The 20774-nt window shown below is 68.0% G+C and carries 14 protein-coding genes; 6 read left to right on the top strand and 8 right to left on the bottom strand.

What is annotated here, in order from left to right; genetic code table 11:
- The first annotated feature begins 125 nt into the window (after positions 1–125).
- Both B0T44_RS16215 and B0T44_RS16210 read left to right on the top strand, forming a co-directional pair.
- Positions 126–1967: a phosphoenolpyruvate carboxykinase (GTP) gene (locus B0T44_RS16215; RefSeq protein WP_077120435.1), complete on the top strand. Its 1842-nt coding sequence runs from the start codon at positions 126–128 to the stop codon at positions 1965–1967.
- A 283-nt stretch (positions 1968–2250) separates the two neighbouring features.
- On the top strand, positions 2251–2466 hold the full coding sequence (locus tag B0T44_RS16210) for a hypothetical protein (protein WP_077120433.1): 216 nt from the start codon (positions 2251–2253) through the stop codon (positions 2464–2466).
- Positions 2467–2496: 30 nt separating this feature from the next.
- Here B0T44_RS16210 and B0T44_RS16205 read toward each other — a convergent pair whose 3' ends face one another.
- A complete protein-coding gene (locus B0T44_RS16205) occupies positions 2497–3942 on the bottom strand; it encodes an aldehyde dehydrogenase (RefSeq protein ID WP_077120431.1) in 1446 nt (481 codons plus the stop codon).
- Positions 3943–4150: 208 nt separating this feature from the next.
- Between B0T44_RS16205 and B0T44_RS16200 the strand changes: the two genes are divergently transcribed.
- Positions 4151–4444, top strand: coding sequence for a hypothetical protein (locus tag B0T44_RS16200; protein WP_077120557.1), 294 nt, complete (start codon positions 4151–4153; stop codon positions 4442–4444).
- A gap of 5 nt (positions 4445–4449) precedes the next feature.
- Here B0T44_RS16200 and B0T44_RS16195 read toward each other — a convergent pair whose 3' ends face one another.
- Positions 4450–5172, bottom strand: coding sequence for a class I SAM-dependent methyltransferase (locus B0T44_RS16195; RefSeq protein WP_077120555.1), 723 nt, complete (start codon positions 5170–5172; stop codon positions 4450–4452).
- A gap of 522 nt (positions 5173–5694) precedes the next feature.
- On the opposite strand from B0T44_RS16195, the gene B0T44_RS16190 reads away from it, so the two are divergent.
- The gene (locus B0T44_RS16190) at positions 5695–6861 is read left to right on the top strand and encodes a glycosyltransferase family 4 protein (RefSeq protein ID WP_077120429.1); all 1167 of its coding nucleotides are present in this window, start codon (positions 5695–5697) and stop codon (positions 6859–6861) included.
- 66 nt (positions 6862–6927) lie between these two features.
- Here B0T44_RS16190 and B0T44_RS16185 read toward each other — a convergent pair whose 3' ends face one another.
- Entirely contained in the window at positions 6928–8946 is a 2019-nt protein-coding gene (locus B0T44_RS16185; protein ID WP_176219224.1) for an MmpA family trehalose lipid delivery protein, read from the bottom strand.
- A gap of 71 nt (positions 8947–9017) precedes the next feature.
- Between B0T44_RS16185 and B0T44_RS16180 the strand changes: the two genes are divergently transcribed.
- A complete protein-coding gene (locus tag B0T44_RS16180; RefSeq protein WP_245839677.1) occupies positions 9018–10505 on the top strand; it encodes a polysaccharide biosynthesis protein in 1488 nt (495 codons plus the stop codon).
- A 364-nt stretch (positions 10506–10869) separates the two neighbouring features.
- Here B0T44_RS16180 and pgfA read toward each other — a convergent pair whose 3' ends face one another.
- Complete coding sequence (pgfA, locus tag B0T44_RS16175) at positions 10870–12030, bottom strand: cell envelope lipid trafficking protein PgfA (protein WP_077121913.1); 1161 nt, start codon at positions 12028–12030, stop codon at positions 10870–10872.
- Positions 12031–12252: 222 nt separating this feature from the next.
- Here pgfA and B0T44_RS16170 point away from each other — a divergent pair, with 222 nt between their 5' ends.
- Positions 12253–13440, top strand: a complete 1188-nt coding sequence (locus tag B0T44_RS16170) for an acyltransferase family protein (RefSeq protein WP_081512204.1) — start codon at positions 12253–12255, stop codon at positions 13438–13440.
- 186 nt (positions 13441–13626) lie between these two features.
- Here B0T44_RS16170 and B0T44_RS16165 read toward each other — a convergent pair whose 3' ends face one another.
- The 4 genes from B0T44_RS16165 to B0T44_RS16150 form a co-directional block, all read right to left on the bottom strand.
- Positions 13627–17823 (bottom strand): alpha-(1->3)-arabinofuranosyltransferase, encoded by a 4197-nt coding sequence (locus tag B0T44_RS16165; RefSeq protein ID WP_081512216.1) that lies wholly within the window; start codon positions 17821–17823, stop codon positions 13627–13629.
- Between the two features lie 352 nt (positions 17824–18175).
- Complete coding sequence (locus B0T44_RS16160; protein ID WP_077120553.1) at positions 18176–18346, bottom strand: DUF2613 domain-containing protein; 171 nt, start codon at positions 18344–18346, stop codon at positions 18176–18178.
- A 117-nt stretch (positions 18347–18463) separates the two neighbouring features.
- Positions 18464–19498 (bottom strand): isochorismate synthase, encoded by a 1035-nt coding sequence (locus tag B0T44_RS16155; protein WP_245839679.1) that lies wholly within the window; start codon positions 19496–19498, stop codon positions 18464–18466.
- 576 nt (positions 19499–20074) lie between these two features.
- Positions 20075–20542, bottom strand: a complete 468-nt coding sequence (locus tag B0T44_RS16150; RefSeq protein WP_077120549.1) for a universal stress protein — start codon at positions 20540–20542, stop codon at positions 20075–20077.
- Positions 20543–20774 lie beyond the last annotated feature (232 nt).

Here is a 20774-nt window from a genome sequence, read left to right as displayed (position 1 = left end):
GTCACTAGCCGGGCCGTAGCGGGTGCCATCCCGCCAACGGTGGCGCTCGGTGTGTTCGCGCTGGTCATGGGCCCATAGGCCAGGGCGGAGGTACCGCAGAACCGCCCATCTCCAGGAGAGTTTTCATGAGCAGCTCGAGCACAGCGACCATTCCCGGTCTTCGTGGATCCGACGGCACCGCGCCGACCGCACACAGCGAACTGCTCGCCTGGGTTCAGGAGGTCGCTGAGCTCACTCAGCCGGAACGGGTGGTCTGGGCCGACGGTTCCGACGAAGAGTGGGACCGGTTGACCGACCGGTTGGTGCAAGCGGGCACCTTCAAGAAGCTCAACGAGAAGAAGAAGCCGAACTCCTTCCTCGCCCTGTCCGACCCCTCCGACGTCGCGCGCGTCGAATCGCGCACCTTCATCTGCTCGAAGAGCGAAGCCGACGCTGGGCCGACCAACAATTGGGTCGACCCGGACGAAATGCGTGCCACCATGACCGAGCTGTACCGGGGCTCGATGAAGGGCCGCACCATGTACGTGGTGCCGTTCTGCATGGGTCCGCTCGGCGCCGAGGATCCCAAGCTCGGCGTGGAGATCACCGACTCGGAGTATGTGGTGGTCTCGATGCGGGTGATGACCCGGATGGGTGCGGCCGCGCTGGAGAAGCTGGGTACCGACCGCCCGTTCGTGAAGGCGCTGCATTCGGTGGGCGCGCCGCTGGACGAAGGCCAGGCCGATGTCCCGTGGCCGTGCAGCGACACCAAATACATCACTCACTTCCCCGAGGACCGCGAGATCTGGAGCTACGGTTCTGGTTACGGCGGCAACGCACTGCTCGGCAAGAAGTGCTACTCGCTGCGGATCGCCTCGGCGATGGCCCACGATGAGGGCTGGCTGGCCGAGCACATGCTGATCCTCAAGCTGATCTCCCCGGAGAACAAGGCCTACTACATTGCCGCCGCGTTCCCCAGCGCCTGCGGTAAGACCAACCTGGCGATGATCCAGCCCACCATTCCCGGCTGGCGGGCCGAGACGCTGGGTGACGATATCGCCTGGATGCGGTTCGGTAAGGACGGCCGCTTGTACGCGGTGAACCCCGAGTTCGGTTTCTTCGGCGTTGCACCTGGCACCAACTACAGCTCCAACCCGAACGCGATGGCCACCGTGGAGGCGGGCAACACCGTCTATACCAATGTCGCGCTCACCGACGACAACGACGTCTGGTGGGAGGGCTTGGAGGGCGAGCCCGAACATCTGATCGACTGGAAGGGCAACGACTGGGTCCGGCGCGAAACCGAGACGCTGGCCGCGCACCCGAACTCCCGCTACTGCACCCCGATGTCGCAGTGCCCGATCCTGGCGCCGGAATGGGACGACCCGCAGGGTGTGCCGATTTCGGCGATCCTGTTCGGCGGTCGCCGCAAGACCACCGTCCCGCTGGTCACCGAGTCCTTCGACTGGCAGCACGGCGTGTTCATGGGCGCCACACTGTCGTCGGAGCAGACCGCCGCGGCCGAGGGCAAGGTGGGCACTGTGCGCCGCGATCCGATGGCGATGCTGCCGTTCATGGGCTACCACGTCGGCGACTACATGAACCACTGGATCAACGTCGGTAAGAGCGCCGACGCGGGCAAGCTGCCGAAGATCTTCTACGTCAACTGGTTCCGCCGTGGTGCCGACGGCCGCTTCCTGTGGCCCGGTTTCGGCGAGAACTCCCGCGTGCTGGAGTGGATCGTCGGCCGGATCGAAGGCACTGCAGGGGCCGAGGGCACCGCGGTGGGTAATGTGCCGACCGCCCGTCAGCTCGATCTGGACGGCTTGGATGTCGATCCGGCCGATGTGGACGAGGCGCTGAAGGTCGATCCTGCGGAGTGGCGCGAGGAGATCCCGCTGATCGAGGAGTGGTTCGAGTTCGTCGGCGATAAACTGCCCTCCGGCGTGCGTGACGAATTCGAGGCGCTGAAACAGCGGCTCAACTGATTGCACACATGAGCGGTATCGCTTGGGCCCGGTGGGGTCCGGGCGATACCGTTCGTATCATCCGGCGCTTCGCGGGTGCTCGGGCGAGTCTTCGGGTATCGTTCGGTATACGAAGATGAGCCCTGGGGTGGTCTTATGCTTTACCCGTTCTATACCTCACAACGTTCGAACAGTTCGATTGCCACAAGTTAACTGATCGACTGTCCTGCTTCCCTGGTCGCCTCGTCGGCCGCGCTGATCCGCTGCCGCCGCCGCGACCACCGCGTGAGAGGTGGTTGGAGCAATGGCCGATAAGAACACCGAGACCCTCGCCGCAGCGGTTCCTGGAGCCACCGAGGCTGTGGGGTTGGCGGGACCGCCCGCGAGCACGCCGCTGCGGCGTGTCGCCGGGCGACTGCAATCGGTGCTACCGCGAGGTTGGTGCGTCGAGGTGGTGGACGGGCCGGAGCGCGGCCGCGGCTCCCAGCCGATTCTGCGGGTACTGGTACCCGCAGAATAACTGGGAACCGCGGCTTTTCGTTTACCGGGCCTACTCCGCCCAGCCGAGCGGCATGAGCACCGACTTGGGCTCGCAGAACGACTCCAGGCCTTCCGGGCCGTTCTCCCGGCCGAGCCCGGAGTTCTTGTAGCCGCCGAAGGGGGAACCCGCGTCGAACGCATACCAGTTGATCGCGTAGGTGCCGGTGCGGATTCGTGCCGCGATCCGCGCGCCCTCCTCGACATCGCTGGTCCATACCGAGCCCGCCAGGCCGTACTGTGAATCATTGGCGATGGCAACAGCATCGTCGACGGTGTCGTAGGGGATCACCGACAGCACCGGGCCGAAGATCTCCTCCTGGGCGATGGCCGACGAGTTGTCCACCTCGGCGAAGATCGTCGGTTCGAGGTACCAGCCGCGGTCCAGGTCTGCGGGCCTGCCGCCGCCGAGTACCAGGCGCGCGCCCTCGGCCTTGCCCTTCGCGATATACCCCTCGACCCGCTCGCGCTGCTGTTCGGAGATGAGCGGGCCGAGTTGCACCGAAGGATCGGTGGGATCACCGGTTTTCATGGTGCGCACATGCTCGACGAGGGCGTCGAGTATTTCGCTGTAGTGACTGCGCGGGGCCAGGATCCGAGTCTGCGCGACACAACCCTGACCGCTGTTCATCAATGCGGAGAAAGCGAGTGTGGGGATGCTTGCCGCGATATCCATATCGGGCAAAGCGATCGCCGCCGATTTACCGCCGAGTTCCAGCGAAACGCTCTTGAGCTGTTCGGTGGCCAGCGCACCGATCCGCCTGCCGACGGCGGTGCTGCCGGTGAAGGTCAATTTGTCGACACCTGGGTGCGTGACCAGGTATTCGGCGACGGCTGCCTCGGCGGGAAGTACGGAGAGCACGCCTTCGGGAAGCCCGGCCTCGGTGCAGATATCGGCGAGTTTATTGGTGGTCAGCGGTGTCAGCGGTGACGGTTTGAGCACCACTGAACACCCGGCCAGCAGGGCGGGCGCGAGTTTGTTGACGGCGAGGAAAAGTGGCACGTTCCATGCGGTGACCGCGGCGACGACGCCGAGCGGTTCGCGCGATACCCGGGTGGTGCCGAAGGTGCCGACGCGAGTTTCGTTCCAGTGGAAGGTTTTTGCCAGGCCTGCGTAATAGTCGAGGGCGGCGACCGCGGGGATCTGGTTCAGTGTGGCGGCGAACATGCTCGGCGCGCCCATTTCCGCGGTCAGTGTCGCCATCAGATCGGCGGAGCGTTCTTCGATGAGGCGGGCGATGCGGGTGAGGACCTGTGCGCGTTCCTCCGGCGGGGTGGACGGCCACGGGCCGGAATCGAAGGCCGTGCGGGCGGCCGCGACCGCGGCATCGACATCGGCGCGATCGACCGCGGGCACGCTGCCCACCGTGTCGATCGTGGCCGGTGAGATGACCTGGATGCGCTCGTTGGTGGCGGGCGCGGTCCAACGGCCGCCGATGAACAGGCTGTCGTAATGCATGAGAACACGTTACAGTTTTGCCGACCGGTTGTCTGTAACACGTTTCAGTTACCGGCCTTCATATCACTTGACCAGTCTGAATCCCGACCTCTCGGTTCGCTTTTCGTCGAACGCACTATTGCGTTCGGTTGCTGAACAGGGGATGCTTGTAGCTGCAATTCAGCTCGCTCGCTCCATCGAACCGAAACCGCGATTGGAAGAGGCGTTCATGGCGGTGCAAGTGATCGGCCGGTCGTTGATGACCAGCGACCAGACCGAGCATCAAGCGAAATCTGTCGGCAGTGGTGGTTGGGTGGTGTCGTTCCTACCCGGCCGGACCCTGACCATCGAGCAGGCCACGGCCGCTATGCAGGCCGCCGAAGCCGTTGCGATAGTGCGGAATCTAGCCGACTTGGTCGGCCTGACCGCCCTGGAGACGGTCGGTCTGGCCATTCAGGAATCACCGTGGCAGAAGCAGCGGGCGCTCACCAGGGACAGCTGGCTCGCCCGGCTCGCGCGCTGACACCGCTAAGGCTTGACGGCAACCACAACAAGATTGCTGACCAGTAGCTCACGGATCACGGGAACGCGAACCAGCCACCAGGCCCAACGCGGGTGATAACGCGGGAACACCGTATGCACCCGCGCGGGAGTCCGCTCGGCCCACCGCAGGCCGTCGGCAGCGCGGACCGCGAACATCGACACCCCGAACCGGTTCTTCGGCTCCCGTCCGTGCTTGCGCCGATATCTGCGCGCCGCGTAGTCGCCGCCCAAGTAATGCCACGGTCCCGTTTCGTGACCCCCGAACGGGCCGAGCCACACCGTGTACGACAGCACGATCAGACCACCGGGTCGAGTAACCCGCACCATCTCGTCGGCCATCGTCCACGGCTGCGGCACATGCTCGGCCACATTGGACGAAAAGCAGATGTCCACGGCGTTGTCACGGAACGGCAACGCCATCCCGGACCCACGCACCGCCCCCGGCACCGACAGTCCCGCGGCATGCAGCTCCGAGGGGTCCGGCTCCACCGGGATATAGCGTGCGCCCGCGGCCGCGAACTCGTCGGCGAAATAACCAGGGCCGCCACCCACATCCAGCACGGTCACCCCGTCGAGTCCGCGGCCGGTGACCTCTGTGTAGAAGTCGCTGAGCATTTCCGCGCTGTCGCGCGCCAGTCCGCCGTAGAACACGGCCGGATCGGTCTGCTCGTATCGGAAACTTCCCAGCAGACGCAGCGACCGCCGCAAGGTCGCGCGTCGCGAAAACCGAGCCCGGGGCCACCATCGGGCGGCGCTCGTATCCGAGTGCTTCCGGTCGGCGGCAGCTCGCTCCGGGATCTTCTGGTCTGCCGTGATCGGTGAATCGGTCGTGTGCGGGTCCGGTACCTCGGTTGCGTTCCGGGGCCCCGATCCGGCTCGCCCCCCGGAAACGCCCGAGTACGCGCTGTCGGGCGCCAACTGGTCCACTGACGATCCATCCGCTCTGAGCACGGCGCCGAGTCTCGCATAACTCGCCGAACCGATCCCTCTCGCACTCGGCGCGTCCCGCCGCCGGACACGCCGAGCGCCGGTGCGGTCGCATCCTGCGGGTACTGGGTGATCGGCACCGGAAATGCACGAAGCCGCCAGCTGAAGACGAGAAGTGTGACGTGTCACGGCCGGTCAGCGGCCGAAGCAGCCGGTAGTCACCGTGTTGGACGGGTGAGCGGGTTAGGGTGTACCGCGATGTACACGTCCCGACGCGGGCCCGACGACCGGAGAAGCCCTACCGTGCGCGAAGTCCTACTGCTCTGCTGGCGTGACACCGGGCACCCGCAGGGCGGCGGCAGCGAACGGTATCTGGAGCAGGTGGGGGCTCAGCTCGCCGCGCAGGGCATCAAAGTGACGCTGCGCACGGCGCACTACCCGGGTGCGGCCAAACGTGAGCGCGTGGACGGTATCGATATCAGCCGCGCCGGCGGCCGGTACTCGGTGTACCCGCGAGCGCTTGCGGCGATCGCGCTCGGACGACTCGGTATCGGTTCGCTGCGCGGGGTGCGGCCGGACGTGGTGATCGATACGCAGAACGGCATCCCCTTCTTCGCCAGGGCGGTGTCCGCCGCACCGTCGGTGGTGCTGGTGCATCACGGGCACCGTGAGCAGTGGCCGGTGGCGGGCAAGCTGGTCGGGCAGATCGGCTGGTGGATCGAATCGCGCCTGTCACCCCGGGTGCACCGGCACAACCAGTACCTGACCGTTTCGCTGCCGTCCGCGGAGGAGCTGGCCACCCTCGGCGTCGACCGTTCCCGCATCGCGGTTGTGCGTAACGGGGCCGAACCGGTCCCGGCAGGCGCGCCGACCGGTTCCACCGAAGACCGTACCGCCGAACCACGCATCGTGGTGCTCTCGCGGCTGGTCCCGCACAAGCAGATCGAAGACGCGCTGACCGCCGTCGCCCGGCTGCGCCACCGTATCCCCGGGCTGCGCCTCGACGTGATCGGTGACGGCTGGTGGGCCGACAACCTGAAAGCAGAGGCCCGCACGCTCGGTATCGCCGACGCGGTGACCTTCCACGGATATGTCGGTGAGCAGCGCAAACACGAACTCCTCGCCCGCGCCTGGGTGCATGTACTGCCGTCGCGTAAGGAAGGCTGGGGTCTCGCCGTGATCGAGGCCGCCCAGCACGGTGTCCCGACCGTCGGCTACCGCTCTTCCCGCGGTCTCACCGACTCCATCATCGACGGCGTCACCGGAGCGCTCGTCGACGATGTCGATCAACTCGCCGTCACCGTCGGCGAACTGCTCGACGATTCGGCCGGCCGCGCCATCATGGGCGAAAAGGCGCGTTCCCGCGCCCGCGAATTCTCTTGGGAGCACACTGCTTCCGGTGTGCACCAGGTCCTGGACGCAGCCGCGAACGGTGAGCACATCAGCGGGCTCATCGCGCCGGGGATATAGCGGCGTACCCGGGCCGCGGTTCACCTGCGATCGGGCAACCCTTTCCGTTCGACCGGCCGTCCCCCTTCAGCGAATTCCGCTCTGTCTGCGGTGGATCAGGGTCAGGGCCGGTGCGAGCAGCAGCACTCCCCACAGCAGATGGGCCGCGATGACGAGCAGACGATGCTGGGCGGAAGGCCGGGAGACGACCCCGGGAACGCGGTACAGCGCCAGCTCCGAGGTGGTGTGCACCGGTTCGAGCTGGGCGAGGGTGCGCTCGGCGTCGCCGAGCGGTCCCGGCGTGGTGCGTTCCACCAGTACCCAGCCGACGCCGAGCCGGGCCAGTTCATCGGCCGGGCCACCGGCAAGCAACAGATCCTCCACCCTGCCTGCGCGGGCACCCTCACCATTGACTATGCGCCCACGCACCGGAAGCTCCCCGGTCTGCAGCACATCCCGCGGCAGCATGCGCGGGGCCGGGTCGAGCACCGGCGCGACACCTGAATACGGGAATTTCCGGAACATCCCGCCCGGCAGCACCGCGATATCGCCCGGCCCGTCGATTCGTTCGACAACCTCCTGCCACGCGCCCGGATAACGCACCGCCCGCACCTGACCACCCACCCCCCACGCCAGATCGAGCAGCGGCACCACCAACAGCGCGATCAGCACGACCGCTATCCCGACGAGAGCACCGCCGCCAGAACCCGAACCAGCCGCTCCCGCGCAGGAGGTGCCCGTTCCCGCCGAACAGGCGCTCTGCTCGTCGTCTGGACCGGCACCCGCACAGTCAGCGCGAAGCGGCCGGCTCGCCGTATCGGTGCCATCGGTGATCGGTTGGCTGCTGCCGTCGTGATGTGCGCTGGTGGTGTGCTGTGTCTCCGCACGGCGTGGGTCGGTGCCGGTGCCGGGATCGTTTACGGCGGGGTTCGTATCGATACGGGCTGTGGGGGTGGCGTTGCGGGCGGGAGCGTCGGCTTCGTTGAGCAGCGGGCGGTGGGTATCGAGCCAAGAAGCGAGGGTGCGGCAAGCGGCTGCCGCGCACAGGGCGTAGGCGGGCATGGCCAGGGCAACGTACTTCTGGGTGTCGCGGAGCAGACCCGCGCCCGGTATGTGCACAACCAACCACTCCAGGGCGGCGGTCCCCCAGGCGGTGGCACCGAAGGCGGGGAACATGATCGCGATTGCGGCGATGAGCAGCAGGGTACGGCGGGTTCGGGTATGCACGGCATCGGCGTCTCCGGTTGCCACGGCGCGTACTCCGAGCCCGACGATCAGCAACAGCAGGGCCGTTGCGGCTGTTGCGAGCAGGGTGGTTCGGGAAACGGGGACCGCGTCGGCGTTCCAGATACCGCCCAAACCGGCGAGACTGCCGATCGTGGCCAGGCCCGGTTCAGCGCGTGCGGCGAATGCTGTGATACCGGCGGGATCAGAGGGTTCGGCGCCCACACCCGACACGGCGGTGGCGATCAGCCACGGCGCGCAGGCTGCGACCAGCAGCGCCGCCGCCACCGCGAATGCCCGCCTGCCGACCAAAGCCAGCGCGAGCACCCCGGCCAGCAGCGCACCAGTCGGCGTCAGCCCCGCCGCCGCGAAACACCCCGCCAGCGCCGCCGCCGCTCCCGGCCGCCGCTCCCGCAGTCGGGTCGCGGCGAGCGCGGTCCACGGCAGCGCGGCATAGCCGGTGAGCAGACTCCAGTGGCCCTGTAGCAGCCGTTCGGCGATATAGGGGTTCCACAGCGCGACGGTGGTGGCGACAAGTTGAGCAGCGAGCGGGGCGCGAAGCAGCTCCCGGGCCAGCACCGCAGCGCCGTAACCCGCCGCCCACAGCGCGGTCAGCAGTATCGCCTTCACCAGCACACCACCGTCCACGAGCGGGGACAGCGCGGCCAGCAGGGCGTCCTGCGGTACAGCGCGTGGCGCCGCGTCACCGAGCCCAAGGGCGGTATCGGTCGGATAGGAGCGTGGTGTGCTGACCGCGTCACGGAGCAGCAGATAGCCGGGAGCGAGCAGCGGCGCGGTGATGAGCAGCGTAAGCAGCGCGCTGTAACCGGCCGGTATCCATGTCCACCTCCGGCCGGACGGGCCCGTACCACGCACGCTCACGTCTGTGCACCCTACGTTCCGGTGTGTCCAGCCGGGGGCGGACCTGCGTGTGCGGCTGCCGAGGTGGAACTATGGCGGACGTGCCTGCTGTTCGTCGCCTGCCCGTTGTGGCGGACCTGACCTTGGTGACGGCGGGCGCGATGACCGCGAACGTCGCCGGATACCTGCTGCAACTGCTCGCCGGACGCTGGCTCGGCGTCGCAGGATACAGCGAGTTCGCGAGCCTGCTTGCGGTGCAGCTGCTGTGCGCGGTGCCCGCGCTGGCCCTGCAGAACGTCGTCGCCCGGGAACTGGTGCATGGTGCGAGCCCGGCAGCGTTACGCGGCCTCGGCCTGCGGTGCGCGTTGATCGTGGCCGCGGTCGCGGCCGTGTTGATCCCGCTGGTGACCGTGGTGCTCGATGTGGGACCGGCGGCCTGTGCTGCGGCCTTGGCAGCCGCGCCTGCGCTGGTGGTGCTGTCCGGGGAACAGGGCGTATTGCAGGGGGGCCGCCGGTTCCGCGGGCTCGCCATCGTCTTGGGCACGGCAGGTGTGGCCCGCGTCGCTCCGGCGCTCGCTGTGCTCGCCCTCGGTGGTGGGGCGGCTCCGGCGCTGTGGGCGGCCGCGGCGGGGATCGCGGGCGCGGCGCTCGTCGCGCGGCGGGTCGCCGGTTCGTCCACCGAGCTGACATCGGGCAGTCGAGGCTTCACCGCATGTATCGATAGCGGTGCACCGGAAGACGCGGCGGCAGGTGCTGCCTGCGCGGGTGAACATCCGGATATCGGTGTGCCGTCGGATGCCGACGGGCCGCGCAGAGATGATACGGGGGGCGAATCCGGGCCAGAGATGTTCGATCCGAGCCCCGTCGGGGGTGCTGCGGGGCTGAGCCCTGACCCCGCGCGTACCGTCACCCCCGGTGATCCGGGCGGGGCCGGGGAGCTCCGGCGCACCGAAATCGGCGCCGGTTTCTCGGGGGTGTTCGCTGTATTGCTGGCGGCCCAGGTGCAGGCGGCGTTGATGGCGTTGTCGTCGGCGGATCTGATCGTGGTGCGGATCGTGCTGGACGAGGCCGACGCGAGCCGGTACGCGCTCGGGACGATCGCTGCGAAGATCGCGTTCTGGCTGCCGCAGGCGGTGGGGGTTGTGCTGTACCCCAGGATGGCCCAACCGGCGTCGTCAGCGGGTGCGATCCGGTCGGCGTTGGGGGTGCTGTCGGGGATCGGGGTGCTCGCGGTGGCAGGCGCCGCCGTCGCTGCACCCTTGGCGCCCCTGTTCGCGGGGCAGGACTATGCGCCGGTCCAGGGACTACTCTGGCTGTTCGCGCTGCACGGCGCGGTACTCGCGGTGCTGCAGGGGGCACTGCTGTCCGCCATCGCGGTCGACCGCACCGCCCTGGCCTGGCTCGCCTGGACCGGCTTGTTCGTGGAGGTCACCCTCATGCTGACCGTCGCGCGCAGCATCCCGTCCCTGATCGGCACCGCCGCCTCGGTCGCCGCCGTCACCACGATCCTTGTCGCCGCGATCGTCGTCCGCGCCGCCGCCGTGACCAGGCAAAAGTCGATCACCGGATTGCCCGGATGAATCCCATCGCCCACGCCATGGTCCGGCAATGATTTGCCGGACCTGATGTCTGCAGGGCCTTCACGGTATCTCGATGGGTGGCTGGGTTTTGATGCCCGCGCAAGGTACGCGGTGCCTGGGTGGGTTACCGGGGGTGCCGGCTCGCGCAAGGTTCACGGTGTCTCGGTGGATCGTTGGGACTCGAGGCTGATACCCACCCAGGATTCGCGAAACCGGTAGGTGTCGTTCCCTGCTCAGCTGTGATCGGTCGCGCTCACGGCTGAAGAAGCTCGGTGTGGGCTGCGCTGCCCGGAAAAGAGTTCGGCTCCCCGGCGATCACCGGGGAGCCGAACTCGCTGGTTGCTACTCGCGTGCGGCGAGCGGATCAGGGTTGCTTCGGGAGCTTGATCGTCTCCGTCGGCGCATCCGCGTTCGCGTCACCGCGGCGGGGGCCGGTCTGCGTCCTGGCGGAACCGCCGGGGCGCGTGGACGGTGTGCTGCCGCGGCCTGCCGGGGCGGGAGTTCCGCTGCCGCGGATGCCGAGCGCGATGCCCGCGATCAGCGCGAGCACACCGACGATGCCGAGGATGATCGGCACGGTCCGGCCGAACAGCGACAGGGTGTCGATATTGTCCTTGGCGATGGCCAGCTGCGATTCGATGGTGTTCTCATCGAAAACCAGGTTCGCTTTCAGCGCCGTGACCTCGGGCTTTTCGCCGTTGCGAGCGTAGTAGAGGTGAATCTGCTCGCCGCCGTCGACAACGGTGCCGGTCTGCGGCTCCACCCACACGTCACGGACATTGGTGTACCAGCGAGTCATGGTGACGTCCTCGTCACCGCCTTCGACGCCCCACTTGGCGGCAGGCAGAGTCAGCCGGTGCGTGGGCGCCTGCACGACCTCCCACAAGTTGGTGACCGGCACCTCCTGCCGGAAGTGGTAAACCGGGGTGCCCTGGATCTCGGTCTCTTCGACGAACTCGATCGGGTAGGTCGCGCGCGCGGTCCGGTCGAAGTACGGGTAGTCCTTCTTCTCGGTCCCGATCGGGAAGCGGTACTGCAGGCCCTCCCGGTGCAGCGGCTCGGCGACGCTTTCGCCCTTGCGGTTCACCGTCATGGAGATGGAGCCGTTCGGGGACTCGTCGACCGGCATGCCCGTCTTACGGTCGATGGTGACGCGGTCGATTTCCGCCGTCAGCAGGCCGGTGTCGCCCTGCTTGTCGATGCGGCGCAGCGTGGTTCCGGCCTGGATGGTCATTTTCTCGGCGTCGGAGGGCTCCTCCACGGTCACGAAGCGCTGGAAGACCAGCGGAACATCGGTGTCGACCTTCGCCGACCCCTCCGGCGAGGTCAGTGACTTGGAGTCGAGAACGAGACTGTCCTCGCCTTCCTTATTGGTTGCCACCGTGGTGATCTCGAGGTCGAGAGGAGTCTTCGCCATTTTGCTGATCGTGTAGGTGGGGATCATCAGCGCGGCGACGATCAGCAACGCGCCGAGGCCCACGAGCAGGCAGGCAACCGTCCTTCTGGTACCGGCACTCAGTGCCATGCAAAGTCTCCTCGTCGTAGAGCACAGGTCGTTCCGCGGGTGCGGCGGGCAGCCCGCGGCACCGTGAGCCCCGACACTAACAGCCTGGTGGCACACCACGCCTCGGTGAGGCCGGAATCGACCGGAAAATCGCCCGAGTCTAACTCTAAAAGTGAAACGACGGTTCCTCATGACGTGATCCGGTGCCCTTTTTGTGCGGGGACGAGTGCAAGACTGGACCCGATGACCGCGACTCCGACCACGGCTGCGGCCGCCACTCCCGGCGCCCCGGCCGCACTGACCACCGCCCCGATCCGGCCGCGGGCGTTCCTGCCCGCGCTGGAGGGAATGCGTGGGATGGCTGCGCTCGGTGTGCTGTTGACCCATGTCGCGTTCCAGACCGGTACGACCGGGGTCCCGGTGATCGGCCGCATGCTGGAACGGTTCGATATGGCGGTCGCGGTGTTCTTCGCGCTGTCCGGGTTCCTGCTGTGGCGCCCGCATGCGGCGGCCGCGCGCGACGCAGGAACCGCCCCGAAGCTCGGCTACTACCTGCGTCACCGCGCGGCCCGGATTCTGCCCGCGTACTGGGTGGTGGTGTGCGCGGTGCTGATCCTGTTGCCGACCGCGGCCGATACCGCCGGTTTCCAGGTATGGCTGTCCAATCTGGCGCTGCTGCAGGTATTCATCCCTTTGACACTGACCGATGGCCTCACCCAGATGTGGAGCCTCTCGGTGGAGGTGGCCTTCTATCTGGTGTTGCCGTTGCTGGCGTTCGCGATGGTGTGGTTGCGGGGCGGCAGGGCGAGCGCCCGGGTACCGGCGGTGCTCATATTCGGGTTGGCGTGGTTGAGCTGGAATCTGATTCCGGTGCCCACGCCCGAAGCGATCCATTCCGACAACTGGCTGCCCGGTTATCTGCCGTGGTTCGCGGGCGGAATGTTGCTGGCCGAGCTGATTTTTACCGGTGAAGGCCCCACCCGCTGGCGGCGGATACTCGGCAATCAACCGCTGATGTGGAGTATCGCGGTGGTTGCGTTCTTGGTCTCGTCGACCGACCTGGGTGGGGTGGCCGGGCTGACCAGGGCACAGCCGTGGCAGTACGTGGCGAAGATGGGGCTCGGCGCGATCATCGGTTTCGCGCTGCTCGCGCCGCTGGTGCTGGGTGGCTCAGGTAAACCGCACCGCTGGCTGGAATCACCGGTGGCATTGGCGATCGGACGCTGGTCCTACGGCATCTTCATCTGGCATCTTGCGGTGTTGTCGGTGATGTTCCCGGTGTTCGGGATCCTGCCGTTCCACGGCAATTTCCTGAAAGTACTGGTGTTGACCGTAGCCTTCACGCTGCCCATCGCCGCCGCCAGCTATGCGCTTATCGAGGAGCCGTGCCGGCGGTTCGCCCGCAAGTTCGACCGGCCCCGGCAGCACTGATTCGTCCGGCCTTGGGCGGACGGCTCCCGCGGGGACCGAGGTCTGCGTTTGCAGGCAGCATGTTCGCGGCGTCGCCGTCGGCCATCACCGTTGCGGAGCCGGCCGGGAAGCCGCGTTTTCGACGGTGGCCGGTTCGTCGGTCTCGTCGCCTCCGAACCCGATGACTAGCCCGCAGCTCAGGCGTGTTCAGCGGCGGCGCGGTAGCACGGCCAGCCCGACGGCAATGACGGCGATCAACGCGGGCACCTGCGCCCACAGTGAGTCGCCCATATAACTGCCCGGCGCCCGCCACGGCCCGGTGGACAGTGCGGCTGCCGACAACGCGGTACCTGCTCCGGCGACCACCACCAATGCGGTGCGCGGGATACGCGCAACGAAACGCAGCGCCGCAAGCCCCGCGCCCATGAGCGCAATACCGACCGGGCCTGCGATGAGACCGGCCGCGGCGGCGATGCCGAGCGCGCCGAGCCAGCGGCTGCCCCAGGTCACCGGCGCGGGCCCGGCCTGGACGGGATTTCCGCGGCGAGGGATAGCCAAGGCGATCAGCGGTAGCAGCAGCAACAGGCCGCCGAAGATCGCGAGCCGGTACCAGCGGTCGATCGGGAACGAGACGGTTACCGGTTCGGTGACGCCGGGCGGTAGCAGCCAACCCTGCTGCCAGCCGTCGACCACCACGGGCTCCAGTGTTCGCCCGTCCGCGGTTTCGGCGTGCCAGCCGATATTGGTGCTGAGCGGCAGTACGAGCAGGCGAGAGCCGTCCGGCTGCTGGGGGGCAGGCAGGTCGGCGGTGTTCTGCAGCCGCAACCGGTCGACGAAGAACAGCTCTGACGGCGCGACGAGTACATCCACCCGCCCGGCGGGCAGGTCGACCGGGACGCTGTCGTCGGCTGCGCCGGTCGGCCCCGTCGGCTGCGGTCCCGTCTCGTCGGTTGGGGCCGGGCCGAGATCGGCGCAGGCACGGGCAGGCACGGGGGCACCGGTGCGCAGTTCCTCGGCCGTCGCGGTGACACTGGTGCGGATGACCCGCCCGCCCACCGCGATGGTCGGCCCGGCGTCGCAGCCGATGGTGATCAGCCGGTCGGGTGGGGCGGGAGCCGGATAGCCGGGCCCGAGCACAGTCACTTCGGCGAGCCCGGCGGGTTGGGGCTGGTTGTAGCCGAGCGCCGTGCGGTCCAGCACCGGACGCCAGCCCAGGACAGTGAGTTCGATCCGGTCGGTCATCGTGGGGTGCAGCGACAGTCGCGACACCGCATGCGGGTCGTCGAGCGCGCGTACCTGCGGTCCGTCGCCCAGGTTCACCGCGACCAGGGTCGGCGCGGCGGGCAACTTACCCAGTGACGGTGTCAACTCTAGCCCGTCGACCAGCGCAGGCTCCGGCAGTTCGATGGCGAGGGTCGGTTTGTCGCCGGTCAGATCGCGCACCGTGTCCTCCGGCGCGGTCCAGCTGGTGCGCGGATCGCCATCGGTGGCGGCGAACGCGGAACCGCGCAGCTCGCCGACATCGGACGCGCCGCGCGCGGCGGGACGGCTGTGGTCGGTGAGCAGGGCTTCCAACGCGGGCCCCTGCCTGGTGCGCACAGTCAGCTCCGGCGTCACCGTGACGGGATCGGGCACGGTCAGGGTGCGTTGGAACGGCCCGAGCTCCTCCGGGGCCAGCGCCAGGCCCTTACCGCAGCGCACCCGGTCGGGGGCGTCGAAACAGGCGCTGCGGCCGGGGAATTCCTGACCCAGATCCCAGGCGCGCACCGGTGCACCCTGCGGCGGCGGTGGCACGACGGTGCGGTGCCGGATATCGACCTGTACGGGCATATCGCGCACGGTGTAGTCGTGCAGGCTCAGTTCGCTGATCCCGAATTGGCCGCCGCGGGTGCCGCGTTCGGTGCGTATCGCGGTGATGGTGACCCAGTCGGTCGAACCGGCAGGCAGCGACACCGACACAGACTCGCCGGGTTCACTGATCCTGGTGGAGACACTGCCGTTGGCGGTGCGCACCTCGACCCATTTGATCGGGTCGCCGATGGCGGCGGGGCTGGTGGTCAGGCGCAGCAGTCCGGAACTGAGCGGCCGGTCCAGGTCGAGTCGCAGCCATTGGCCGAGTGCGCGTTGGCCGCCGTTGCTGATCCAGCTGGTCGCCGGGTCGCCGTCGACCGCAGCTGCCGTCGAATTACCTGGAGCGACACCGCCGATCTGGGTGGCGTCGGACGACGAACTGGACGCGGTGATCGTTGCCCCCGACCATTCGCCGCGTACGAGTTCGGCGCCGGGAACGGCGTAATCGGGTACCAGGTTATGGGTGCGGCGGGCATCGTCGGGGGCGCGCAGCGCCGAATTGTGGTTGTCCACCTTGCCGAAGTCGGTTTCCCGGTCCATCGGGGTATCGGTGACCGTTACGGGTCCGGTCGGCAACCCGGCCGCAGCGGCATCGGCGGCGAGCAGGGTGGGTTCGTGGGAGGTGCGCGGGTCGCGATGCAGGCGTTCCAGCACTTCCGGGCCGCCCTGCACCACCGGAACGGAGTCCAGCGGGGCGGTGTAGGCGCCGGGGAAGGATTCGGGCGCGCCGGTCCCGCTGTGCACCTGCGCCGGGTCGCCGGGGGTAGGTGCTTCGACACGGTAGATCTCCACCGCCGGATACGCAGGCCGCAGATCGGCGTCGGCGACCAGATCCTCGGCGATAACACTCGGTTCGATCGGCCCGCCGAACTCGGCCACTTTGCGCAGCCCGGGTGAATTGTCGAGAGCCTGATGGGCCAACATCGGCCGAGTGGAGCGCGAGGTTTCCGGGTCCAGGTCGTTGCGCAACACCAGCACACCGATGCCCTGCCCGGCCAGCGCCGGTGCCAGCCCGTCCGACGGCCTGCCGTCGGCGATCAATCGCTGCGCCGAATCCATTGCGCGGATGGTGCCGGGCGGGTTCAACGGCACGGCGTCGCGCACCGCCCACGGCGTGCTCGCCAATGCCTGCAACGGCTCGTCGCGGGTCAGGCCCCACACCTGACTGCCGAACGGCGCGCCTGGCACCACCAGCGCGCGGGTGTCGCCTGCATGGTCACGCAACCAGTCCGCGGTCTGCTGCCAGTAGACGGGTACACGGTCATAGGCGCCGCGCGGAGCAAGTTTCCCGGTCCAGGCCAATGCGGTGGACAGCGCGAGCGCGGTCAGGAGCACGGCGGCGACGGCCACCTTGCGGTCGCGTTCGGGATGGGCGAACGCCGACCGCCACTGCGGCAGCGGCACGGAGGCAGGCAGCGGGACCCGCGCCAGCAGATGTGCCAGCCCGAGCACGAGCGGGATACGGATCAGCGGCTCGAGTTTGTGCACATTGCGCAGCGGCGCTCCGCTGGAATCCAGGAAAACGCGCACCGATTCGGCGAACGGCCCCCCCAACTGCCCCACATATCCCGCGCAGATCCCGACCAGACCGACACACAGGATCAGCGCCAGCCGCCCCCGGCCCGGCATGGACCGCATGGCCAGGCCCGCCATGCCCGCCGCCGCGATCAGCCCGGTTGCGAGCACCGCCGCGGGCTGGGTGACCAGCACAGCTCCCGCGATCCGTTCCGGCGAGACGAACGGCGTCCAACTATCGGTGCCGCGCAGCACCTCGGCCAGGGAAGCCCACTGCGTGGTAACTCCGGACGATTCGATGTAGTCGAGGAACGGCGGGCTCACCCGTCCGAGCAGCAGCAACGGAACCGCCCACCAGCAGGTGGCCAACACAAGCAGCGGCACCCACGCCCTGGTGAACCGCCACCATTCGCGGTTCGGTCGATACGACGCCCACCACAGCAGGGCGGGCAGGAACGCGGCCACGGTGGCGACCGCGTTCACCGCGCCCATCAACGCCACCGCCACCGCGCTGCCCGCAGGGGAGCGAGCTCCGCCGCGTCGGCTGCGATAGGTGGGATAGGCGGTGGCGAGCGCGACCGGGGCCAGCAGCACCCAGGGCGCCAGCATCATCGGCAGCGTTTCCGACGAGATCGAGCCGAGCGTGGTCAGCACCCGTGGCGACAGCGCGTAGGCGACGCCCGCGACAACCCGCGAGCCCCGGCTGCCGATGCCGAGGGTTTCGCACAGTTTGACAATCCCCCAGAACCCGGCCAGCAGCAGCAACGCCCACCAGATCCGCTGGGTCACCCAGCCGGGGAGGCCCAGCAGGTTCCCGAGGGAAAAGAAGGCGCCGTGCGGGAAAAAGTACCCGTATGCCTGGTTCTGCACCTGCCCCATCGGAGCTTGGCTGCTCCACAAGTGCGCTGCGCGCGCCAGGAAGCCGAGCGGGTTTTCGGTGAGATCGTATTTGGTGTCGGCGACTGTCAGCCCGGGTGCCTGCAGAAAAGTGAGGAGGAAGGCGACCAGAACGGAACCGGCGACCCATGCCCTGCCCAGCGGAGCGGTGCCTGATTCGGCAGTGCTTCCCCGTGACGTAGTTGTGTGCGTGCCGCGGGAAGCCGGTTTCGAGACTTGTTCGGGCCCCGCGTTCGGCTCGTGCCGAGGGGGCGGCTGTTCACCTGAGTGCGCGTCGGCTCCCTGTGAAGGCGCGTGTGGCCGGTCCGGTGCGGTGCCCGCTGCCCCCGCCGAACCAGGTCGGAAGCCGCCGTTGGTTTGCGGGGGCGCCCCGTGCCTGCCCTCGCTCGGTAGACCGGCTGGAGTGGAACGTTCCTCGGGCACCGTGATCAGTTACTCGTTATCCGCGCCTGCAAGCGCGGGCGCGGACAGTCCGGGTGGATCGGGGCGTGGATCAGCGGCTGCCGTACTCGACGCTGTTGAGCAGCGAGGAATCGGCGTCGCCGCTGCGGTCGATATCCGGACGCGTGTTCTGCTGCAGGGACGCCGTGATAACGAACACCGCGATCGCGCCGAGCACGGCGCCGCCAACCGCACTCGCAACACCAGGAACAGCAAACTTCATCGCGGAACTCCAATACGTCGATGCAGGCTTCAGATTCCCGGCCAACCTAGCAGCAGTGCACCCACATCGGTATGAATAGGCCGTCGTTCACTATGTCGCATCAGGAAAACCTCCCGGTCAGGCCGACGGGATCGAACAATGCAGGCTGCCGAGCAACGTCCGCAGCTTCGCGGTCGTCTCGTCCAATTCCGCCCGCGGATCCGACGCCGCGACGATCCCGCCCCCCGCGAATGCACGCAGCGAACACCTGTCGGCACTCAACTCAGCACTGCGAATCGCCACCACCCACACGCCGTCACCAGCGCCGTCGCACCAGCCGACAGCCCCGCCGTAGAACCCACGATCCTCTTCCATCGCGGTGATGGTGTCCAGCGCCACCGCGGTGGGAGTCCCGCAGACCGCGGGCGTGGGATGCAGCAGCAGCGCCAAGTCGAGGGCGCTGACAGCACGATCCCGCAGCACCCCACGGATCGGGGTGGCCAGATGCCAGACATCCTGCGTACTGACCAGCTCCGGCCGCTGCGGGATCGACAACCGGGAACAAACCGGACCGAGACGTTCTCGGATCCAGTCGATGACGAACGCGTGCTCGTCCAGGTTCTTGGTACTGGCTGCCAACTTCTCGGCTTGGGCTGCGTCGTCGTCCGGATCGGCCAGCCGGGGCAAGGTACCCGCCAGCGGATGCAGCGTCACCGTACCGCCCGCACGGGCCACCAGCACCTCAGGGCTGGCACCGACAAGTGACTCGCCCGGCCTCCCCGCCGCGGTCAAGTCCACCGCGAAAACATTCGCACGCGGATGCCTGGACAGCAGATATGCGGCGGCAACTTCCGGATCCAACGGATCGTCCGCTTCGGCCACCACCGAACGAGCCGCGACAACCTTGCGCAAGGGCTGTCCCGGATCGTTGAGCAATTCCACCAGCCCCGACACTCGAGCGATATGTTCATCCGGGCCGGGCAGTTCACAAACCACCCGCACGGCGGGCAGCTCCGGCAACGCAGCTGGCCGCCACGCACCAGCAATATGCTCCACCTGCTCCGGCTCGACCAGCGCCGCAGACCGACGCCAATCGAAAGGCAACGCCCCCACCACGGCAGACACCGAACCCTCCCGCAACGCCGCCGCAGCCCGCCGAGGATCATCGAACACCTGCCGAATCCCCTGACCTCGAACCACACTGTCCGCACGAGCCAGTAAGAACACGCTGTAATTTTGGCTGTGACATGGCCGCGCCCCCGGCGCGGGGGGTTTGCGGCCCCCTGGTGGCTCGCGTTTCAGCCCTCGCGACTTGCGCCTTCGGCGCGTGCGCTGCGAGGGCTGAAACGCGAGCCGGGCCGCAAACCGGGCGGGGCTGGTCGGGTGTGAACAGGGGCGGTTGGTTCAGGTCTTGTCCCCTGGGGAGCTATCGGGCGTGCGCTGAGGGGGCTGGAACGAGAGCGGGGTCGTAGACCGGGCGAGGTTGGGGAGTGCCGGAAGCGCTGGATGAGAGCGGACGAAGTGGAAATCTCGGGTGTTCGGCGTGGCGAGAGTGGCCTGACGGAGGCGGGTGCTCAGGCTCTGCCTCAGCGCGGTTCGGCAGTTCTTCCGCTCAACGGTGCCCATCGTGTGGCAGCGGACTATCTGGCTCGTTAGCTGTCCTCACGCGGTGCTGGCGGCGCAGCGTGGGCGTGATGTGATCGTGCCGGGCGGTGATATGCCTGTGCGTGTTCGGGCTGCGGCTCGGGGTTACGTGGCGGGGGGTACGAGGAAGACCGGGCGGTGGCAGTGTTTGAGGACGGCATCGGCGACGCTGCTGTGCAGTAGGGCGCGGATACCGGTGGCGCCGCGGGTGCCTGCGACGATGATGTCGACGTCGAGTTCGTCCGCACAGTCGACGATGGCGTTCCAGATGGTGGAGGTGCATTCGGTGGTGCGTGGTTCGGCGTCGATACCGGCGAGCATGGCCAGATGGACGCCTTCTTTGTTGATTTCCCTGGCCGAGACGTAGGCGACATCTTCGATCTGCTCGTCCGGCACCCACTCCGGTTGCATCACCCCGGAAAGGCCGGCCAGTCGAGCTGTCTGGCGGACCATCGGCTCCCAGGCGGTCAGCACGATGGCGCGGTTCGCGCTCAGGAACCGGCCCGCATAGTCGACGGCTCGCTTCGCGCTCTCGGATCCGTCGTAGGCGATGAGCATCAGATCGCAGGGCACGGTGGCCTCCTGATGGGTCTCCTGGCCGGTTCTCCGGGCGATTTTCAGGTTACTCCCGGGGCAGCCGCGTACCGGTGTTCTCGCATTGGCCCGCGAGGATTACCGTCGACCTCATGCGGAAGACGCCTTTCGTCCTGTTCGCGGTGCTGGCAGCGGTGACGACCGCGTGCTCGGGAGGAGGCAGCCCGAGCACGCCTGGTCCGGAAGGCCCGGCCGGTACCGCCCCCCGGAC

Origin of the sequence: Nocardia donostiensis, assembly GCF_002081715.1 — a bacterium.
GTDB classification, from domain to species: domain Bacteria; phylum Actinomycetota; class Actinomycetes; order Mycobacteriales; family Mycobacteriaceae; genus Nocardia; species Nocardia donostiensis.
This window is presented reverse-complemented; position numbering and strand designations above follow the sequence as displayed.